General features: G+C 72.2%; 16 protein-coding genes. 12 read left to right on the top strand and 4 right to left on the bottom strand.

What is annotated here, in order from left to right; all coding sequences use genetic code 11:
* The first annotated feature begins 36 nt into the window (after positions 1–36).
* The 7 genes from ACH4TP_RS34735 to ACH4TP_RS34705 all read left to right on the top strand — a co-directional run bounded on the left by ACH4TP_RS34735 (position 37) and on the right by ACH4TP_RS34705 (position 8,178).
* Positions 37–1,284, top strand: a complete 1,248-nt coding sequence (locus ACH4TP_RS34735) for a PotD/PotF family extracellular solute-binding protein (protein ID WP_398189674.1) — start codon at positions 37–39, stop codon at positions 1,282–1,284.
* Between the two features lie 43 nt (positions 1,285–1,327).
* Positions 1,328–2,476, top strand: a complete 1,149-nt coding sequence (locus ACH4TP_RS34730; RefSeq protein WP_389232385.1) for an ABC transporter ATP-binding protein — start codon at positions 1,328–1,330, stop codon at positions 2,474–2,476.
* A complete protein-coding gene (locus ACH4TP_RS34725) occupies positions 2,473–3,399 on the top strand; it encodes an ABC transporter permease (protein ID WP_389232388.1) in 927 nt (308 codons plus the stop codon). The genes ACH4TP_RS34730 and ACH4TP_RS34725 overlap by 4 nt, the downstream gene beginning before the upstream one ends.
* Entirely contained in the window at positions 3,399–4,193 is a 795-nt protein-coding gene (locus ACH4TP_RS34720) for an ABC transporter permease (RefSeq protein WP_389232391.1), read from the top strand. The genes ACH4TP_RS34725 and ACH4TP_RS34720 overlap by 1 nt, the downstream gene beginning before the upstream one ends.
* Positions 4,194–4,230: 37 nt before the next feature.
* The gene (locus ACH4TP_RS34715) at positions 4,231–5,649 is read left to right on the top strand and encodes an NAD(P)/FAD-dependent oxidoreductase (protein WP_398440163.1); all 1,419 of its coding nucleotides are present in this window, start codon (positions 4,231–4,233) and stop codon (positions 5,647–5,649) included.
* 116 nt (positions 5,650–5,765) lie between these two features.
* Positions 5,766–6,239 (top strand): hypothetical protein, encoded by a 474-nt coding sequence (locus ACH4TP_RS34710; RefSeq protein ID WP_389232397.1) that lies wholly within the window; start codon positions 5,766–5,768, stop codon positions 6,237–6,239.
* Positions 6,240–6,375: 136 nt separating this feature from the next.
* Positions 6,376–8,178, top strand: coding sequence for a chitinase (locus tag ACH4TP_RS34705; RefSeq protein WP_398440162.1), 1,803 nt, complete (start codon positions 6,376–6,378; stop codon positions 8,176–8,178).
* Here ACH4TP_RS34705 and ACH4TP_RS34700 read toward each other — a convergent pair.
* Positions 8,144–8,878, bottom strand: coding sequence for a phosphatase PAP2 family protein (locus ACH4TP_RS34700; RefSeq protein ID WP_398440161.1), 735 nt, complete (start codon positions 8,876–8,878; stop codon positions 8,144–8,146). The two genes, ACH4TP_RS34705 and ACH4TP_RS34700, sit on opposite strands and share 35 nt — an antisense overlap.
* A gap of 124 nt (positions 8,879–9,002) precedes the next feature.
* On the bottom strand, positions 9,003–10,337 hold the full coding sequence (gene gabT / locus ACH4TP_RS34695) for a 4-aminobutyrate--2-oxoglutarate transaminase (protein WP_389209058.1): 1,335 nt from the start codon (positions 10,335–10,337) through the stop codon (positions 9,003–9,005).
* Positions 10,338–10,596: 259 nt separating this feature from the next.
* Between gabT and ACH4TP_RS34690 the strand changes: the two genes are divergently transcribed.
* On the top strand, positions 10,597–13,119 hold the full coding sequence (locus ACH4TP_RS34690; RefSeq protein WP_398440160.1) for an ATP/GTP-binding protein: 2,523 nt from the start codon (positions 10,597–10,599) through the stop codon (positions 13,117–13,119).
* A 178-nt stretch (positions 13,120–13,297) separates the two neighbouring features.
* Positions 13,298–14,851 carry a PucR family transcriptional regulator gene (locus ACH4TP_RS34685; protein WP_398440159.1) on the top strand — a complete coding sequence of 518 codons (1,554 nt, stop codon included), beginning with the start codon at positions 13,298–13,300 and terminating at the stop codon, positions 14,849–14,851.
* Positions 14,852–14,884: 33 nt separating this feature from the next.
* Here ACH4TP_RS34685 and ACH4TP_RS34680 read toward each other — a convergent pair whose 3' ends face one another.
* Positions 14,885–15,097: a hypothetical protein gene (locus ACH4TP_RS34680; RefSeq protein ID WP_398440158.1), complete on the bottom strand. Its 213-nt coding sequence runs from the start codon at positions 15,095–15,097 to the stop codon at positions 14,885–14,887.
* A gap of 152 nt (positions 15,098–15,249) precedes the next feature.
* On the opposite strand from ACH4TP_RS34680, the gene ACH4TP_RS34675 reads away from it, so the two are divergent.
* Both ACH4TP_RS34675 and ACH4TP_RS34670 read left to right on the top strand, forming a co-directional pair.
* Positions 15,250–16,233 (top strand): EamA family transporter, encoded by a 984-nt coding sequence (locus ACH4TP_RS34675; protein ID WP_398440157.1) that lies wholly within the window; start codon positions 15,250–15,252, stop codon positions 16,231–16,233.
* Positions 16,234–16,381: 148 nt separating this feature from the next.
* Positions 16,382–17,827 carry an aldehyde dehydrogenase family protein gene (locus ACH4TP_RS34670; RefSeq protein ID WP_389232418.1) on the top strand — a complete coding sequence of 482 codons (1,446 nt, stop codon included), beginning with the start codon at positions 16,382–16,384 and terminating at the stop codon, positions 17,825–17,827.
* A 64-nt stretch (positions 17,828–17,891) separates the two neighbouring features.
* Here ACH4TP_RS34670 and ACH4TP_RS34665 read toward each other — a convergent pair whose 3' ends face one another.
* On the bottom strand, positions 17,892–18,197 hold the full coding sequence (locus ACH4TP_RS34665; protein WP_398440156.1) for a putative quinol monooxygenase: 306 nt from the start codon (positions 18,195–18,197) through the stop codon (positions 17,892–17,894).
* A gap of 134 nt (positions 18,198–18,331) precedes the next feature.
* Here ACH4TP_RS34665 and ACH4TP_RS34660 point away from each other — a divergent pair, with 134 nt between their 5' ends.
* Positions 18,332–20,254: an acyl-CoA dehydrogenase family protein gene (locus ACH4TP_RS34660; protein WP_398189700.1), complete on the top strand. Its 1,923-nt coding sequence runs from the start codon at positions 18,332–18,334 to the stop codon at positions 20,252–20,254.
* Positions 20,255–20,256 lie beyond the last annotated feature (2 nt).

The following is a 20,256-nucleotide window of genomic DNA, read 5'->3' as shown; positions in this document are numbered from 1 at the left end:
CGACCAGCGGCCACCCATCCCGAAAGGGCACAGCGCATGGAGCAGTACGAGCCCGACAGCCTGTCCGCCGCGCAGCTGGCGGCGATACGACGCAGCATGACGAGTGGCCGGGGCGCTCTCAGCCGCCGTTCGATGCTGCGCGCGGGCGGCGTCGGCGCGCTCACGGTCGGCGGTCTCGCCGGCCTGAGCGCCTGTGGCATCCCGCCGGCCAAGCGGGAGGGCAACGGCCCCGCCTCCACCGACTTCTCGGCCAAGGAGAAGAGCGTCGCCTTCTCCAACTGGACCGAGTACATGGACGTCAGCGAGGACGAGAAGCACCGCCCGACCCTGGAGGCGTTCGCCAAACGCACCGGGATCAAGGTCAAGTACACCGAGGACATCAACGACAACGTCGAGTTCTTCGGCAAGATCAAGCCGCAGCTCGCGGCCGGCCAGGACACCGGCCGCGACCTGATCTGCGTCACCGACTGGCTCGCCGCCCGCATCATCCGGCTCGGCTGGGCGCAGAAGCTCGACCCGTCGAACCTGCCCAACGCGTACGCGAACCTGTCCGCCCAGTTCCGCCGCCCCGACTGGGACCCGGGCCGCTCGTACTCGTACCCCTGGACGGGCATCTCCACCGTCATCGCGTACAACTCCAAGGCGACCGGCGGCAAGAAGGTCGACTCGGTCAGCCAGCTCCTCGACGACCCGTCGCTCAAGGGCCGCGTCGGCTTCCTCACGGAGATGCGCGACTCCATAGGCATGACCCTGCTCGACCTGGGCAAGGACCCGGGGAAGTTCACGGACGCCGACTACGACGCGGCGATCGGGCGCCTCCAGAAGGGCGTCGACAAGAAGCAGATACGCCGCTTCACCGGCAACGACTACACCTCCGACCTGGACAAGGGCGACATCGCGGCCTGCCTCGCCTGGGCCGGCGACATCATCCAGCTCCAGGCGGACAACCCCGACATCAAGTACGCCATCCCGTCCGCCGGTTACCTCACCTCCAGCGACAACCTGCTCGTCCCCGCGCAGGCCCGGCACAAGACCAACGCCGAGAAGCTCATCGACTACTACTACGAGCTCCCCGTCGCCGCCCAGCTCGCCGCCTACATCAACTACGTCTGCCCCGTCGACGGGGTCAAGGACGAGCTCACCAAGATCGACCCCGAGCTCGCGAACAACGTGCTGATCCTCCCGGACAAGGCCATGGCCAAGAAGTCGCACGCCTTCCGCTCGCTCACCAGCGCGGAGGAGACGGCGTACGAGGAGAAGTTCGCCAAGCTCATCGGCGCCTGAGTCCGGCCTCGTCCACCTCTCTCACTCCCTGGGACCACAACCCATGACTGACAACACCACCGGCGGCGACGTCCGTCTCACCGGGATCAGCAAGTCGTACGGCTCGTTCCACGCCGTCCACCCGCTCGACCTCACCGTCCCGCAGGGCTCCTTCTTCGCCCTGCTCGGCGCCTCCGGCTGCGGCAAGACCACCACGCTGCGCATGATCGCCGGCCTGGAGGACCCGACCACCGGCACCGTCTTCCTCGGCGACCGGGACGTCACCGACCTCCCGCCGTACAAGCGGCCGGTGAACACCGTCTTCCAGTCCTACGCGCTCTTCCCGCACATGGACATCTCCGAGAACATCGCCTTCGGCCTGCGCCGCCGCGGCATCAAGTCGGTGAAGAAGCAGGTCGACGAGATGATCGACCTGGTCCAGCTCGGCGAGCACGCCCACAAGAAGCCGCACCAGCTCTCCGGCGGCCAGCAGCAGCGCGTCGCCGTGGCCCGCGCGCTCATCAACCACCCGCAGGTGCTCCTCCTCGACGAGCCGCTCGGCGCCCTCGACCTCAAGCTGCGCCGCCAGATGCAGCTGGAGCTCAAGCGGATCCAGACCGAGGTCGGCATCACCTTCGTGCACGTCACCCACGACCAGGAGGAGGCCATGACGATGGCCGACCAGGTCGCGGTGATGAACGGCGGCCGGGTCGAGCAGCTCGGCGCCCCCGCCGACCTGTACGAGAACCCGCAGACCACCTTCGTCGCCAACTTCCTCGGCACCTCCAACCTGATCGAGGCCGAGGTCCTGGAGACCGGCGGCGACGTTCTGGCCACGGCCGGCGGCAGCAAGCTCCGTGTGCCCGGCGACCGCTGTACGGACGCCGTCCGCGTGGGCGGCAAGGTGCTCGTCGGCGTCCGCCCCGAGAAGATCTCGCTCGCGCACGCCGACGACGCGGGCTCGATCGCCGACGGCCGCAACCGGGTGACCGGCCGGATCGTCGACTCCTCCTTCATCGGCGTCTCCACCCAGTACGTGGTGAACTCGCCGGCGGGCGCCGAGCTCCAGGTGTACGAGCAGAACATCGAGCGGGACGCGCGGCTGCGCCCCGGCGCCGAGGTCGTCCTGCACTGGAACCCGGCCCACACCTTCGGTCTCGACGCGGCCCAGGACATCGACGCGGGCGTGGAGACGGTGGAGGACGCCTCGTGACGACGACCCTGGAGAAAGCCGCTCCTCCGACGGAGGAACCGGTTCTGCGCAAGCCCTCCACCCGCAAGCGGCTCGTCCCGTACTGGCTGCTGCTGCCCGGCATCATCTGGCTGCTCGTCTTCTTCGCGCTGCCGATGGTCTACCAGGCCTCGACCTCGGTGCAGACCGGCTCCCTGGAGAAGGGCTTCGAGGTCACCTGGCACTTCCAGACCTACTGGGACGCCTTCCAGGAGTACTGGCCGCAGTTCGTCCGCTCCCTGCTGTACGCCGGGACCGCGACCCTGCTCTGCCTGCTGCTCGGCTACCCGCTGGCGTACCTGATCGCCTTCAAGGCCGGCCGCTGGCGCAATCTGCTCCTCGTCCTCGTCATCGCGCCCTTCTTCACCAGCTTCCTCATCCGCACGCTCGCGTGGAAGACGATCCTGGCCGACGACAGCGTCGTGGTGGAGGCCCTCAACGCCCTGCACTTCCTGGACGTCACCAACTGGCTCGGCTGGACCGAGGGCAACCGCGTCCTCGCCACCCCGATGGCCGTGGTCTGCGGCCTCACGTACAACTTCCTGCCCTTCATGATCCTGCCCCTCTACACCTCCCTGGAGCGGATCGACGGCCGGCTGCACGAGGCCGCGCAGGACCTGTACGCCTCCCCGGCGACCACCTTCCGCAAGGTGACCTTCCCGCTGTCGATGCCCGGCGTCGTCTCCGGCACCCTGCTCACCTTCATCCCGGCGAGCGGCGACTACGTCAACGCCGAACTGCTCGGCTCGACCGACACCAAGATGGTCGGCAACGTCATCCAGTCGCAGTTCCTCCGGGTGCTCGACTACCCGACGGCGGCCGCGCTCTCCTTCATCCTCATGGCGATCGTGCTCGGCATGGTCACCGTGTACATCCGCCGTGCCGGAACGGAGGACCTGGTCTGATGCGCTGGATCCGCAAGAACCTGGTCGTCATCGCGGGCCTGCTGACGCTCGCGTACATGATCCTGCCGAACCTCGTGGTGATGGCGTTCTCCTTCAACAAGCCGAAGGGACGCTTCAACTACTCCTGGCAGGAGTTCTCGCTCGACGCCTGGAAGGACCCCTGCGGCGTCGCCGACATGTGCGAGTCGCTCTCGCTCTCGCTCCAGCTCGCCGCCTGGGCGACGCTCGGCGCCGTCCTGCTCGGCACGATGATCGCCTTCGCGCTGGTCCGCTACCGCTTCCGGGCGCGCGGCGCGATCAACTCGCTGATCTTCCTGCCGATGGCGATGCCCGAGGTCGTCATGGCCGCCTCGCTGCTCACGCTCTTCCTCAACATGGGGATCGAGCTGGGCTTCTGGACGGTCCTGATCGCCCACATCATGTTCTGTCTGTCGTTCGTCGTGACGGCGGTCAAGGCCCGGGTCATGTCCATGGACCCGCGCCTGGAGGAGGCCGCGCGCGACCTCTACGCGGGACCGGCGCAGACCTTCCTGCGCGTGACCCTGCCGATCGCCGCGCCCGGCATCGCCGCCGGCGCGCTGCTCGCCTTCGCGCTCTCGTTCGACGACTTCATCATCACCAACTTCAACGCGGGCTCCACCGTCACCTTCCCCATGTTCGTCTGGGGCTCGGCGCAGCGCGGAACCCCCGTTCAGATCAACGTCATCGGCACCGCGATGTTCGTCCTCGCGGTACTGATGGTCGCAGCCGGGCAGATCATCACGAACCGGCGCAAGAAAACAGCAACGGCCTGAGCGAAAGACGTCTCAGGCACCGAAGGAGTTGGAAACCATGGCCCCAGTCGCCATGCGTCTCGCTGCACAATCTCTCTCCGACGCCCAGCCCGTCCCCTTCTGGCTGGAAGACCCCGGCAAGCCCGGAGCCCTGCCCGCCCTCACCGGCACCGAGAAGTGCGATCTCCTCGTGGTCGGCGGCGGATACAGCGGACTGTGGACCGCGCTCCTCGCCAAGGAGCGCGACCCCTCCCGGGATGTCGTACTGATCGAAGGCCGCGAGGTGGGCTGGGCCGCCTCGGGCCGCAACGGAGGCTTCTGCGCGGCCTCCCTCACCCACGGCTTCGGCAACGGGCTCGCCCGCTGGCCGGGCGAGCTGCCGAAGCTGGAGGAGCTGGGCGAGCGCAACCTCGACGGCATCGAGGAGACCGTCGCCCGCTACGGCTTCGACTGCGAGTTCGAGCGCACCGGCGAGATCGACGTCGCCACCGAGCCGTACCAGGTCGAGGAGCTGACCGAGGTATACGAGGAGCTCGACCGGCTCGGACTCGCGGACGGCGTCGAACTCCTCGACCGGGACGCCGTACGGGCCGAGGTCGACTCGCCGACCTTCCTCGGCGGCATGTGGGACAAGCGCGGCGTCGCCATGCTCCACCCGGCCAAGCTGGCCTGGGGCCTCAAGCAGGCCTGCCTCGGCCTGGGCGTACGGATCTACGAGAACACCCCCGGCCTCCGGATGGTCTCGGTGGGCGCCGGGATGGGCGTCCACACCCCGTACGGCAAGGTGCTCGCCGGCCGGGTCGCGCTCGGCACCAACGTCTTCCCGTCGCTGGTCAAGCGCGTCCGCCCGTACACCGTCCCGGTCTACGACTACGCCCTCGTGACCGAGCCGCTCAGCCCGGAGCAGCTCGCCTCGATCGGCTGGAAGAACCGGCAGGGACTCGGCGACTCCGCCAACCAGTTCCACTACTTCCGGATCACCGCCGACCACCGCATCCTGTGGGGCGGCTACGACGCGATCTACCGCTACGGCGGCAAGGTGCAGGCGGAGATGGACCACCGCCCGGAGACCTACCTCAAGCTCGCCGAGCACTTCTTCCGCTGCTTCCCGCAGCTGGAGGGGCTCCGCTTCAGCCACGCCTGGGGCGGCGCGATCGACACCTGCTCGCGCTTCTCGGCCTTCTTCGGCACGGCGTACCAGGGGAAGGTGGCGTACGCGGCCGGGTTCACCGGCCTCGGCGTCGGCGCCACCCGCTTCGGCGGGGACGTCATGCTCGACCTGCTCGCGGGGGAGCGCACCGAGCGCACCGACCTGGAGATGGTCCGCTCCAAGCCGCTGCCCTTCCCGCCCGAGCCGGTCGCCTGGGCCGGCATCGGCATCACCAAGTGGTCGCTCGCCCGCGCCGACGAGAACGGCGGCCGGCGCAACCTGTGGCTGAAGACCATGGACCGACTGGGCCTGGGCTTCGACAGCTGACCCACTCGATGTGGCGCAGGTCACAATCGCCTGACGGCTGAAGCCGCGTAAGAGAAGCCCCCGTACCCGCTCTCTCTGCATGGACACCGAGTCCCTGCAGAGAGGAGAACGTCGCGATGACTGGTACGGGGGCTTCTGGCGCCAAGGCCGCGGTGGAATGGCTGGTCTCGGTCGCGCCGGATCCCGAGGCCTGCCGGTGGGAGTGGGAGCGCAACCCCCACGGGGTCGCGCTGCTGCCCGCCGGCAAACGCTGGGACGTGCTGATCCTGCCGGGTGAGCTCGGCTATCCCACGCTCGACGTGCTGACCCGGCTCGTGGACCGGCCCGGCCCGGTCCTGGCCGACTTCGGCGAGGCCCGGATCGGCTTCTTCGTCCCGCCGGGGACCGCCACCCGCTGGCTCGGCACCGGGGTGCGCGGCGCGGGCTCCGGCACCTGGATCGTCGTCCCGTACCCGGGCCGGGTGAGCGGCGCGGCCCGCTGGCTGGTGGCCCCGGACGGCCTGGGCACCCTCACCGACGCCTCGCTCCTGGAACTGGCGATGCACGAGGCGGCGGGCCAACTGGCCAGGGGGGAAGGGGGATCCGACTAGAGCCCCGGGCCGTGCGGAGGTCCCGGTCGGCCGTGCGGAGGTCCCGGGTGCCCGTGCAGAGGTCTTGACCACTCGATTGGTCTGGACCATGCTGTGGCGCGCTCCACCTCGATTCCCCCCACTCCCGGAGGCAGTTGTGGACCGCACCAGACCCCTCCCCCTGCTGCTGGCGGCCTCCCTGGCCGCCGGCGGTCTCCTCGCGCTCACCCCCGCGGCCCAGGCCGCCGACACCGAACTCGCCCGCAACGGCGGATTCGAGGCCGGCCTCGACGGCTGGACCTGCACGGCGGGCAGCGGGACCGTCGTCCCGTCGCCCGTGCACGGCGGGACGAAGGCGCTCCAGGCGACCCCGGTCGGCAGCGACAACGCCACGTGCTCCCAGTCCGTGGCGGTGAAGCCCAACTCCACCTACACCCTGAGCGGTTGGGTGCGCGGCAGCTACGTCTACCTCGGCGCCTCCGGCACCGGCACCACCGACGTCTCCACCTGGACGGCCTCCGCCCCCGACTGGCAGAAGCTCGGCACCACCTTCACCACGGGCGCCTCGACCACCGCGGTCACGATCTACACCCACGGCTGGTACGGCACCCCCGCCTACCAGGCCGACGACCTCTCCCTGTACGGCCCCGGCGGCGACCCCGTCCAGCTCCCGACCGCCCCCACCGGCCTCACGGCGGGCTCCCCGACCGCCACCACCGTGCCGCTGACCTGGTCGGCGGTCCCCGGCGCCACCTCGTACAACGTCTACCAGGGCGCCACGAGGATCCAGACGGTCACCGGCACGACGGCCACCGCGACCGGCCTCACGGCCTCCACCCCGTACACCTTCCAGGTCAGCGCCGTGAACGGCGCGGGCGAGTCCCCGAAGTCCGCCGCGGTCACCGCGACCACCACCTCCGGCGGCGGGGGCGGCGGGGGAGGCCTGCCCGCGCACGCCCTCGTCGGCTACCTCCACGCGAGCTTCGCCAACGGCTCCGGCTACACCCGCATGGCCGACGTCCCGGACTCCTGGGACGTCATCGACCTCGCCTTCGGTGAACCGACCTCGGTGACCTCGGGAGACATCCGCTTCAACCTCTGCCCGGTGAGCGAATGCCCCGGCGTCGAATCCCCCGCCGACTTCAAGGCGGCGATCAAGGCCAAGCAGGCCGCCGGCAAGAAGGTCCTCATCTCCATCGGCGGCCAGAACGGACAGGTCCAGCTCGCCACCACCGCGGCCCGCGACACCTTCGTCTCCTCCGTCTCGAAGATCATCGACGAGTACGGACTCGACGGCCTGGACATCGACTTCGAGGGCCACTCCCTGTCGCTCCAGACCGGTGACACGGACTTCCGCAACCCCACCACCCCGGTCATCGTCAACCTGATCTCCGCCGTGAAGACCCTCAAGGCCAAGTACGGCGCGAAGTTCGTCCTGACGATGGCCCCGGAGACCTTCTTCGTCCAGCTCGGCTACCAGTACTACGGCTCCGGCCCCTGGGGCGGCCAGGACCCGCGCGCCGGCGCCTACCTGCCGGTCATCCACGCCCTGCGCGACGACCTGACCCTGCTCCACGTCCAGGACTACAACTCGGGCTCCATCATGGGCCTCGACAACCAGTACCACTCGATGGGCGGCGCCGACTTCCACATCGCCATGACCGACATGCTCCTCACCGGCTTCCCGGTGGCGGGCAACGCGGACCGCTTCTTCCCGCCCCTCCGCCCCGACCAGGTCGCCATCGGCCTCCCCGCCTCCACCCAGGCGGGCAACGGCCACACCACCCCGGCCGAGGTGGACAAGGCCCTGGACTGCCTCACGAGGAAGACGAACTGCGGCAGCTACCAGACCCACGGCAGCTGGCCGGCCCTGCGCGGCCTGATGACCTGGTCGATCAACTGGGACCGCTACAACCAGGGCGAGTTCAGCCGTAACTTCGACGCGTACAACTGGAGCTGACCCCCAGCACCAGCAACGACAGGCACAGGCTGGCGAACACGTCCAGCGGCCAGTGGAAGCCCCGCAGGACCAGCCCGGTCCCCGTCACCGCCGTCAGCAGGGCGGCGACGGGGACCAGGTGGTTCGAGACGAGGAAGGCCGCGCCGAAGTAGGCGACGGCGGCCGTGGCCGTGTGGCCCGAGGGGAAGTAGCCCTGTGCCCAGGGCTCCAGCGGCCCCGGCCGGGCCGTCCACTCCTTCAGCGGAACCACGAGCAGCGGTACGGCGGCCATGGCGAGGCCCGCGTGGAGGGCGGCGGTCCGTCGGCCCCGCCACACCGCGTACGCCATCGCGCAGGCGAGGACCGGGAGGGCGACCGTCATGTTGCCGAGGTCGGAGGCGAGTTCGGTCAGGCGCCGGGGGACGGAGTCCACCACGGCCCGGGACACCCGCTCGTCGAGCCTGGCCAAGGGGCCGTGGACGAGCACCTGCCAGGTCACGACGGCGAGGGCGACGAGCGCCGAGAAGAGAGCCGGCCGCCCTGGAACAGGGGGGGTGGTTCCAGGGCGGCCGAGGGGATCGGGCTGCCGCGCGCCCCGGGGGGTATGGGGCGGGCGGCCGTCCGATCGGTGAGGAGTCCCGGAGCACGAGGCCCCGGAGGCGTGCGCGAAGGCACGGTACGGACGGGGCTGGGGAGGCTCCGCCCGGGGTGTTTCTCTCATCTGCAGAAACCGTACGTCACGAAAAGGGGGGCCGACAGCGGGAAACGTATCCCACCATCGGCCCCCCACAGAGTCTTCACACGGAGCGTCGGATCCGTGCTCAGGTCCGTACCCGGACCGGCACTCAGATCTGCGCGAGCGCGGCCTCGATGACGTCCAGGCCCTCGTTCAGCAGGTCCTCGCCGATGACCAGCGGCGGCAGGAAGCGCAGCACGTTGCCGTAGGTGCCGCAGGTCAGGACGAGCACGCCCTCGTTGTGGCAGTACTTGGCGAGCGCGGCGGCGGCCTCGGCGAACGGCTCCTTCGTCGCCGGGTCCTTCACCAGCTCGATGGCGATCATGGCGCCGCGGCCACGGATGTCACCGATGACCGGGAACTTCTCCTGCATGGCGGTGAGGCGGCCCTTCATGACCTCCTCGATGCGCTTGGCCTTGCCGTTGAGGTCGAGCTCCTTCATCGTCTCGATGGCGCCGAGCGCACCGGCGCAGGCCACCGGGTTGCCGCCGTAGGTGCCGCCCAGACCGCCGCCGTGGACGGAGTCCATGATCTCGGCGCGGCCGGTGACGGCGGCGAGCGGCAGACCGCCCGCGATGCCCTTGGCGGTGGTGATGAGGTCCGGGACGATGCCCTCGTCCTCGCAGGCGAACCACTGGCCGGTACGGCAGAAGCCGGCCTGGATCTCGTCCGCGACGAAGACGATGCCGTTGTCGTTGGCGAACTTCACGATCGCCGGCAGGAAGCCCTTGGCCGGCTCGATGAAGCCGCCCTCGCCGAGGACCGGCTCGATGACGATCGCGGCGACGTTCTCGGCGCCGATCTGCTTGGTGATGTTGTCGATCGCCTGGGCGGCGGCCTCGGGGCCGCAGTTCTCGGCACCGGTGGGCCAGCGGTAGCCGTAGGCGACCGGCACGCGGTAGACCTCGGGGGCGAACGGACCGAAGCCCTGCTTGTACGGCATGTTCTTCGCCGTCATGCCCATGGTGAGGTTGGTGCGGCCGTGGTAGCCGTGGTCGAAGACGACGACGGCCTGGCGCTTGGTGTACGAACGGGCGATCTTCACCGCGTTCTCGACGGCCTCGGCGCCCGAGTTGAACAGCGCGGACTTCTTGGCGTGGTCGCCCGGGGTCAGCTCGGCCAGCGCCTCGCAGACCTCCACGTAACCCTCGTACGGCGTCACCATGAAACAGGTGTGGGTGAAGTCCTGGAGCTGCGCGGAGGCGCGGCGCACGACGGCCTCGGCGGAGGCGCCGACCGAGGTCACGGCGATGCCGGAACCGAAGTCGATCAGCAGGTTCCCGTCGACGTCCTCGATGATGCCGCCGCCGGCCCGCTTCGTGAAGACGGGCAGCGTCGAGCCGACGCCACCGGCGACCGTGTCGAGACGGCGGGCCTGAAGCTCCTGCGACTTCGGACCGGGGATGGCGGTGACGACGCGCCGCTCCTGCGGGACAGCGTTCATGCGGGGCTCCTGGGGGTGGTTCTGGACGCACTTGCGGGTTTCCTCCGCAGGCTAGGCGCGGAGGAGGGGGTCGGGCATGCGCCGATCGGGAGTGATGACAGGTGTGTCGTTGTCCGAGATGGACATGGCAGCTCCGCTTCCACCCGTCCGCCGGACGACCGACCGCACGGGTGGGTGAAACCCCTCCGGGGAGCTTCCGGCCCACTAGATTGACGATGGCACAGAGACGGCGACCTGGCTGGTCAGGGGGCAGGGGTTCATGGAGACCGACGGTACGTACGAGTCACGCGACACGGCCGGGGGTGCGCCGCCGCCTCCCGCGAAGGCGGTCCCGCCGTCGGTTCCGCAGCCGCCGCAGACCCGGCCGGTCGCGCAGGCGCCGTCCTCCCCGTCGCTTCCGCCGATCGCGCCCGTCCCGCGTCCGGCGGGCCCGCCGCCGCAGATGCCTCCGTCCGCGCCGCTCGTGCCGCCGGCCCCCCCGGCCGCAGCGGTCCCGCCGCCGCCCGCGGCACCCCCCGCCGGCCGCTCGGCCGCCGCGGACTGGCTGGACGCCCCCCGCCCCGAGGCCGGCCTCGGCATCTGGCGGTTCCGGCACGTGCCGCGGGCGGCCACCGCACCCGCGCGCCTCGCGCCCGTCACCGTCCTCGGCATGTTGATCCCGGTGGCCGTCGGCCTGCTCGTCTGGTCGGCCTACCGGCGCGGGACCCTCCCGTACATGTGGCTGGTGCTCCAGACCTTCACGCCCGGTGACTGGTGGGCCGGCGGCAGCGCCAAGCCGAGCGGCTGGGAGGGCTGGGCGGCCCGTGACGTCCTCAGTGGCGTGCTGTTCGTCGGGATCGTCTGCGCGGTCGGTGTCCTCGGCTCGTGGGGCCGGATCGCCCGGCACTACCTCGGCCGCTTCCAGCCGCCGGCCCGTGCCGCGCTCGCGGGCGCCGGAGCCCTGATCGCCCTGGCGTTCGTCTGGCCCGAGGCGTTCGGGCTCGGCTGGGACAAGCTTCCCGTCGCCATTCCCGTCTTCCAGCTGATCGTCCTGATCGCGGGCGGCTACGACATCCTCGCCTCGCCGTTCGTCGTCTATCCCGTCTACGCGGCGATCACGGCCCTCGTCATCTGGCCGTTCGCCCGCATCGGTGAGTGGGCGGCCCTCTTCAGGAAGTGGCGCGCCGGCTCCGCGCCCGCGCCCACCCCCGTGCCCGCCGCCACCGGCACCCCCCGCTCCCTGTGGCCCGAGCTCAGGGAGGCGGGCGAGCACCGCGCGGCCGACGTCCTCGTCGGCGAACTGGCCGCCGGGCGCATGAACGACGTCGACATCGCCCGGGTCCGCCGCGCCTGGCAGGACACCGACCGGGACGCCGTCCGCCGCGCCGCCCTCGTCGACACCGTCCTGAAGGAGGGCGCCGCCTCCCGGGCGCACCCGTCCGGCGACCGCGACCTGTCGCACCGCTCGGCCACCCACGACCTGCTCGTCGGCCAGGTCCGGCTCGGGCGGTACGCGGCCGCCGAGCACACCCCGGAGGCGTATCACGGCGCCGGCCTGGCGCTCGATCCCGGACTGCTCGGCACCTCGCTCCTCGCCGTCGGCCCGTCCGGCACCGGCAAGACCCGCTCCCTCGTCGCGCCCGTCGTCGAGTCGCTCGCCCTCCAGGCACTCACCGGGGCATGCGCCGTCGTCGCCGTCGGCGCGGCAGGGGCGCCACTCGGCCCCGACGAGGCGTACGACGTCGTGGTCCGGCTCGGCGACCCGACCTCCCCCTACGACCTGGACCCGTACGCGGGGGTCACCGACCCCGACGAGGCCGCCGCCTTCCTCGCCGAGGGACTCGTCGGCGACATGGAGAGCGTGGAGCCCCGGCGCGCCGCCACCGCGCTCGCGCAACTCATCGGGCCGTACCGGACGGTGTACGGGCGCTTCCCGACCGTCCCGGTGCTGAGGGAGCTGCTCGAAGCCCGCCCCGAGACCCTGCGGGCGCTCCTCGACCTGCTGCCGGAGGACGGGGCGGCCCAGGCCATGCGCCGCGAGCTGGACTCCCGGATCCGCCAGGTCGGCAGCGCCACGGACGTGGGCCCCGTGCTCGCCGACCGCCTCGCGGCCCTCGACCGGCCCGTGTTCGCCGCGTTCTTCGGCGCCGAGGGCACGGAGGTGCGCCCCTTCTCGCTGCGGGCCGTCGCCCAGCATCCGATCCGGGTGCGGATCAGCCTGCCGGACGGTGGACACGAGGAAGCCGCGCGCCTGCTCAACCGGCTGCTGCTCGCCCAGTTCCAGCACGTCACCCGGGCCGGCGCGGGACGGGGGAACTTCGCCTGTCTCGTGCTCGACGACGCGGCGGGCGCGCTCACGGCGGGGACCGTGCGGGGGCTCCAGCGGCTGCGTACGCAGAACGCGGGCGTCGTGCTCGCCCTGCGTACCCTCGCCGAGGTGCCCGAGGCGCTGCACGGCCCGCTCCTCGCGATCGTCGGCTGCCGGATGGCCTTCGCGGGGCTCCCCACCTGGGACGGCAGGGCCTTCGCCGAGGCGTGGGGCACCGAACGCGTGGAGACGACCGAGGTCGCCCACCACACGGTCTTCGCCGACCAGCCGATGACCCGGGCCATCCACGCCCTGCGCAAGCTGGTGACCGGCAAGGCGGTGACGACCGAGGCCGTCACCGTGCGGGAGGTGGAGCGGGAGCGCTGGTCCGCCTCGGACCTCGCGCACGCCGTGCCTCCCGGCCACGCCGTCCTCTCGCTGAGCCATGTGCGCGGCGAGCACGTGCCGCCCATGCTGGTCGACCTGCGAGGCTGACCTCCCCACCCGCCGCGCCGACCCGCGAGGCCGCCCCGTCTCACCCCTCGCGGTGCCCGAGCGGGCTTTCCGAGGCCCTGGCACAATCGGGGGCGCCGCTCAGCTGAGCGGCGCCTCCCCGCCGCCGTGCACGGCTCTCCCCGCGCGCGGTCCTCGCTCAAAGGTCCGACGGTCCCCAATGCCGCCCACCCTCGCCTCGCTCGTGCAGCACTCCGCCCTCAAGCTCATCGTCCGTGCGGGTGAGGACCGCCTCGACACCCCCGTCCGCTGGGCGCACGTCAGTGAGCTCGCCGACCCCGTTCCGTACATGGAGGGCGGGGAGCTGCTGCTGACCACCGCGCTCACGCTGGACGCGGAGGACCTGGAGGCGATGCGCCGCTATGTGCGGCGGCTGCTCGGTGCCGGGGTGGTGGGGCTGGGGTTCGCGGTGGGGGTGAACTACGAGGAGATCCCGCCGGCCCTGCTCGCCGCGGCGCGCGAGGAGCATCTGCCGCTGCTCGAAGTGCCGCGCCGGACGCCGTTCCTGGCCATCAGCAAGGCCGTGTCGGCGGCGATCTCCGCCGACCAGTACCGGGCGGTCACGGCCGGTTTCGAGGCGCAGCGCGAGCTGACGCGGGCGGCGCTCGCGGAGGGGCCCGAGGCCGTCGTCGCCCGGCTGGCGGCGCATGTCGACGGCTGGGCCGCGCTGTACGACGCCTCCGGCTCCGTCGTGGCCGTCTCGCCCGAATGGGCGGCGCGCCGGGCCGCCCGGCTGACCCCCGACGTGGAGCGGCTGCGCGAGCGGCCCGCGCCCGCCAGCGCGGTCGTGGGCGGTACGGAGGACCGCGTCGAACTCCAGTCCCTCGGCACCGGGCGCAGGGTGCGCGGCGCCCTCGCGGTCGGTACGGGCGCGCCCCTCGGCACGGCCGAGCGGTACGCGGTGCATTCGGCGATCGCCCTGCTCACCCTCACGACGGAACGCTCCCGTTCGCTCCAGGCGGCGGAGCAGCGGCTCGGCGCGGCGGTGCTGCGGATGATGCTCGCGGGGCAGGCGGAGCACGCGCGCGCGGTGGCGGGGGACGTGTACGGCGGGCTGCTCGACGGCCCCTACCGGCTGCTCGTCGCCGAGCCCGCCGGGGGAGAGCCGGCCGGGGAGCCGCCGCTGCCGGTGCTGGCCGAGGCCCTGGAGGCCGCCGCCGCCCGCGCGGGCGAGGCGGTGCTCACCGTCGCCGAGAGCGGGCGGCGGCTCGTCGTCCTCGCCGGTGACGGGGGCGCGGTCGTCGCCGCCTGCGAGGGGTACGCGGAGCGGGAGGCGGAGGAGGCCGGGGTCGTCGTGGGCCTCTCGGCCCCGGCGGGCCCGAGCGCCGCGGCAGCCGCGTACAAGCAGGCCGAGCAGGCCCTCTCGGTCGCCCGGCGGCGGGGCAGGGCGCTCGTCGAGCACGAGGACCTGGCGGCGGGCTCGGTGCTTCCGCTGCTCGCCGACGACGCCGTCCGGGCCTTCGCCGACGGGATGCTCCGCGCGTTGCGGGAGCACGACGCGACCGGTCGCGGCGATCTGGTGGCCTCGCTGCGGGCCTGGCTCTCCCGGCACGGCCAGTGGGACGCGGCGGCGGCGGACCTGGGCGTCCACCGGCACACGCTGCGCTACCGGATGCGCCGGGTGGAGGAGATCCTCGGCCGGTCCCTGGACGATCCGGACGTGCGGATGGAGCTGTGGCTGGCGCTGAAGGCGACCGGCGAAGGGGTGGAGTAGGAGACGGAGGGGCGCCCGAGCGGCCCGGCGGGCTCAGTCCGAGCCGCCGCCGTCGCCGCCGAGCTCGATCCCGCCGCCGGATCCGCGCGAGCCCCGCCGCCGTCCGGAGCGGACCACCTCGCCGCCCAGCAGGGTCACGGTGGCCACCGCGCGCACCCAGCGGGGGCCGCCGCGGGCCGCCCACACCACGCAGCCGCAGCCGGCTGCGGCGAGGACCAGGACTCCGACCAGTACGTAAAGGATCATGCTTTCCCCCTGGGGTCGTGCGGTGGTCCCGGTCATCCTCCCACCCCTCCGCAAGCCCCCGGATGCCCCTGGGGCGTCCGAATTCCGCTATCCCTGCCCGGAATCGGGCAATTTCATGGCCGTCAGGACGCAAACTCCATACTCTCCTGCTCATGACAAGCCCCGCCGTCGACCCGGCCCCCGAGACGCCCCCGGCCACCCCCGAAGCCTGTACGGAGCCCCGTACCGCCACCGCCGCCGTCCCCGCCCGCCGGATCACCGGCGCCGTCTGGGCCGCGCTCGGCATCGTGTACGTCGTCTGGGGGTCCACGTACCTCGGGATCCGGATCGTCGTCGAGACCCTTCCGCCGTTCCTCTCCGGCGGCGCCCGCTTCATCACCGCCGGCCTGCTCCTCGCCGCGATCGTCGCCTGGCGGCAGGGCCCCGCCGCCCTCAGGGTCACCCGCCGGGAGTTCGGCTCCGCCGCCCTCGTCGGCCTGCTCCTCCTCCTCGGCGGCAACGGCCTCGTCGTCCTCGCCGAGACCTCCGTACCCTCCGGCCTCGCCGCGCTCCTCGTCGCCGCCGTCCCCGTCTGGGTCGTCCTGCTCCGTACGGCCTTCGGCGACCGCCCCGGCCTCGGCGCCTTCGGCGGCGTCCTGCTCGGCTTCGCGGGCCTCGGCGTCCTCACCGTCCCGGGCCTGAGCGGCGAGGTGGGGATCGGGGGCGTCCTGCTCGTCCTGGCCGCGGCCCTGCTGTGGTCCGTCGGCTCCGTCTCCTCCGCCCGGCTGCCCATGCCCGCCAACCCGTTCACGGCGAGCGTCTACGAGATGCTGGCCGGCGGCGTCGCCGCGCTCACCCTCGGTCTCGCGCGCGGCGAACACCACGGCCTCGACCTCGGCGCCGTCTCCGGCCGCTCCTGGGCCGCCCTCGCGTACCTCGTCGTCTTCGGCTCGCTCGTCGCCTTCACCGCGTACGCCTGGCTCCTCCAGTCCGCCCCGGTCTCCCTCGCCGCCACCTACGCCTACGTCAACCCGGTCGTCGCCGTCCTCCTCGGCGCCCTCGTCCTGGACGAGGCCCTGACCTGGCCGATCCTCATCGGCGGCGCGATCGTCGTCGGCGGTGTCTGCCTGATCGTCTCGACCGAGCGACGCGGGTGACCGTCCGTCGTGCCGTCCGCTTCGGCCAAAGCGGACAGCCTCGGCCTCACCACTACTCCACACCGGACAAACCCGCGTTCGCCCGCTCGGCCCTAACGTGTCACCAGAGCAACCGCTCGCACCCCGAAACGGAAAGGGCCGGGACGCAATGACGACCACCCACGCCTTCTGGCTCGCCGGCCGCGAGGCCACCGGCGACGCCACCTTCGACGTCACGAACTCGTACGACGGACGTCTGGTCGGCAAGGTCAGCGTGCCCACCGAGGCCCAGGTCGAGGAGGCCGTCGCCGCCGCGCACGCCGTCGTCGACGAGTTCGCCGCGACCCCGGCGCACGTCCGCGCCGCCGCCCTCGACCACGTGTCGAAGCGGCTCGCCGAGCGCACCGAGGAGATCGCCCTCCTGATCTCCGCCGAGAACGGCAAGCCCATCAAGTGGGCCCGCGGCGAGGTCGGCCGTGCCGTCTCCGTCTTCCGTTTCGCCGCCGAGGAGGCCCGCCGCTGGAACGCCGGCGAGGCCCAGCGCCTGGACACCGAGGCCGGCGGCGCGGGCCGCCTCGCCCTCACCCGCCGCATCCCCAAGGGCGTCGTCCTCGGCATCGCGCCGTTCAACTTCCCGCTGAACCTCAGCGCCCACAAGGTCGCCCCGGCCATCGCCGTCGGCGCCCCGATCATCCTCAAGCCGGCCCCGGCCACCCCGATCTCCTCCCTGATCCTGGGCGAGATCCTGGCCGAGACCGACCTGCCGGCCGGCTCCTGGTCGATCCTGACCGTGCCGAACGACCGCATGCCCGCCCTCGTCCAGGACGAGCGCCTCCCGGTCATCTCCTTCACCGGCTCCGACAAGGTCGGCTACGCCATCCAGCAGTCGGTGCCGCACAAGCACTGCACCCTGGAGCTCGGCGGCAACGCCGCGGCCGTCGTCCTGCCCGACTGGTCCTCCGAGGCCGACCTGGACTGGGCCGCGACCCGCATCGCGACCTTCTCCAACTACCAGGGCGGCCAGTCCTGCATCTCCGTGCAGCGCGTGATCGCCGACGCCTCGGTCTACGACCGCCTGGTGCCGAAGATCGTCGCCGCCGTCGAGGCGCAGGTCACCGGTGACCCGGCGGACGACGCCACCGACGTCGGCCCGCTCGTCGACGAGGCCGCCGCCAAGCGCGTCGAGTCCTGGGTCGACGAGGCCGTCGCGGCCGGCGCCAAGCTCCTCGCCGGCGGCAAGCGCGAGGGCGCGACCTACGCCCCGACCGTCCTCACCGACCTCCCGGCCGACGTCACCCTGGCCCGCGCCGAGGTCTTCGGCCCGGTCCTGACGATCGCCAAGGTCGACGGCGAGGCCGAGGCCTTCGCCGCGGTCAACGACTCGGACTTCGGCCTCCAGGCGGGCGTCTTCACCCGTGACCTGCAGACCGCCTTCCGCGCCCACCGCGCGCTCGAGGTCGGCGGCGTGATCGTCGGCGACGTCCCCTCGTACCGCGCCGACCAGATGCCGTACGGCGGCGCCAAGCGCTCCGGTGTGGGTCGAGAGGGCGTCAAGTACGCCATGGATGACTACACCTACGAGCGCGTGCTCGTCCTGACGGGCCTCGCCCTCTAAGGCGTACGCCTCACGAGACCAGGCGGTCCGAGCCCACTGTGCGGGGGCTCGGGCCGCCTTTTCGTCATGCCACGGGGGAGTCGTCGAGCCGGAGGACCTCCGCCGGCCCCGCGCGGAAGGCCTTGTTCGCGGCGTCGGCGGCGACCATGTGCGGGGCGGCGTCGTGCGCGGCGAGGGCCTCGGCCGAGGCCCAGCGCTCGATCAGGACGAAGCGGTCGGGATCGTCGGCCACCCGGTGCAGGTCGTACCGCAGGCACCCCTCCTCCGCCCGTACGAGCGGCGCGAGCGCATCGAAGGCGGCGACCTGTTCCGCACCCCGGCCGGGCAGCGTGCTGACGAGGACGATGAGCTTGATCGGCTGCTGAGACATGCCGCGGACCCTACGCGCGGCCCCTCCCGGGCGGTCGGGGCGTCTCAGCAGGAGGACATACCCGGAGGGATCGCCTCCTCTTTCCGGACGGGGCGGAATCGGGTACGACGGACAGGAAGCCCCAGGAGGTGGAGATGTCCGCACCCGCCCAGCGGCCCAAGGTCACCGAGCGCGAGGCACGGCAGGTCGCCGAGGCCGCCCGCGAGCGGGACTGGCGCAAGCCCAGCTTCGCGAAGGAGCTGTTCCTCGGCCGCTTCCGCCTCGACCTCGTCCACCCGCACCCGCTCCCCGCCGCCGAGGACGTCCGCCGCGGCGAGGCCTTCCTCGCCGTCCTGCGCGGGTTCTGCGAGACCCGGATCGACGGCGCCCGCATCGAACGCGAGGCCCGCATCCCCGACGAGACGATCGCCGGACTGAAGGAGATCGGCGCCCTCGGGATGAAGATCGACCCGAAGTACGGCGGGCTCGGCCTCACCCAGCTGTACTACAACCGCGCCCTCGCGCTCGTCGGCTCCGCCAGCCCCGCCGTCGGCGCCCTGCTCTCCGCGCATCAGTCGATCGGCGTACCGCAGCCGCTGAAACTCTTCGGCACCCAGGAGCAGAAGGACGCCTTCCTGCCCCGGCTGGCCCGCACCGACCTCTCCGCCTTCCTGCTCACCGAGCCGGACGTCGGCTCGGACCCGGCGCGCCTGGCCACCGCCGCCGTACCGGACGGGGACGCGTACGTCCTCGACGGCGTGAAGCTGTGGACCACCAACGGGGTCGTCGCCGACCTGCTCGTCGTCATGGCCCGCGTCCCCGCCTCCGAGGGGCACCCCGGCGGCATCACCGCCTTCGTCGTCGAGGCCGACGCGCCCGGCGTCACCGTCGAGCACCGCAACGCCTTCATGGGCCTGCGCGGCCTAGAGAACGGCGTCACCCGCTTCCACGGCGTACGGGTCCCCGCCGCGCACCGCATCGGCCCCGAGGGCGCCGGCCTGAAGATCGCCCTCACCACCCTCAACACCGGCCGCCTCTCCCTCCCCGCCGCCTGCGCGGGCGCCGCCAAGTGGTGCCTGAAGATCGCCCGCGAGTGGTCGGGGGAGCGCGAGCAGTGGGGCAGGCCGATCGCCCGCCACGAGGCGGTCTCGACCAAGATCTCCTTCATCGCGGCCACCGCCTTCGCCCTGGAGGCCGTCGTCGACCTCGCCTCCCAGCTGGCCGACGAGGACCGCAACGACATCCGCATCGAGGCCGCCCTCGCCAAGCTGTACGGCTCCGAGAAGGCCTGGCTGATCGCCGACGAACTCGTCCAGATCCGCGGCGGACGCGGCTACGAGACCGCCGACTCGCTCGCCGCCCGCGGCGAACGGGCCGTCCCCGCCGAGCAGTTGCTCCGCGACCTCCGCATCAACCGCATCTTCGAGGGCTCGACCGAGATCATGCACCTGCTGATCGCCCGCGAGGCCGTCGACGCCCACCTCTCCGTCGCCGGGGACCTGATCGACCCCGAGAAGTCCCTCGCCGACAAGGCGAAGGCCGGCGCCCGGGCGGGCGGCTTCTACGCCCGCTGGTTCCCGGGCCTGGTCGCCGGCGCCGGGCAACTCCCCGGCTCGTACGGCGAGTTCGGCGCCCTCGCGACCCATCTCCGCTACGTCGAGCGGACGTCCCGCAAGCTCGCCCGCTCGACCTTCTATGCGATGTCCCGCTGGCAGGGCCGCATGGAGCTCAAACAGGCCTTCCTCGGGCGGATCGTGGACATCGGCGCGGAGCTCTTCGCGATGAGCGCGGCCTGCGTACGGGCCGAACTCCTCCGCACGACGACGGACCACGGCCGTGAGGCCGTACAACTCGCGGACGCCTTCTGCCACCAGGCCCGACTGCGCGTCGAGGAACTCTTCACCCGCCTCTGGTCCAACACGGACGACCTGGACCGCCGCATCGTCGAGGGCGTCCTCGCCGGCCGCTACACCTGGCTGGAGGCGGGCATCGTGGACCCGAGCGGCGAAGGCCCCTGGATCGCGGACGCGACCCCGGGCCCCTCCACGGAGGAGAACGTCCACCGCAAGATCCCCTAGGG

The sequence above is a fragment of the Streptomyces sp. NPDC021012 genome (assembly GCF_044333355.1).
GTDB lineage: Bacteria > Actinomycetota > Actinomycetes > Streptomycetales > Streptomycetaceae > Streptomyces.
This window is presented reverse-complemented; position numbering and strand designations above follow the sequence as displayed.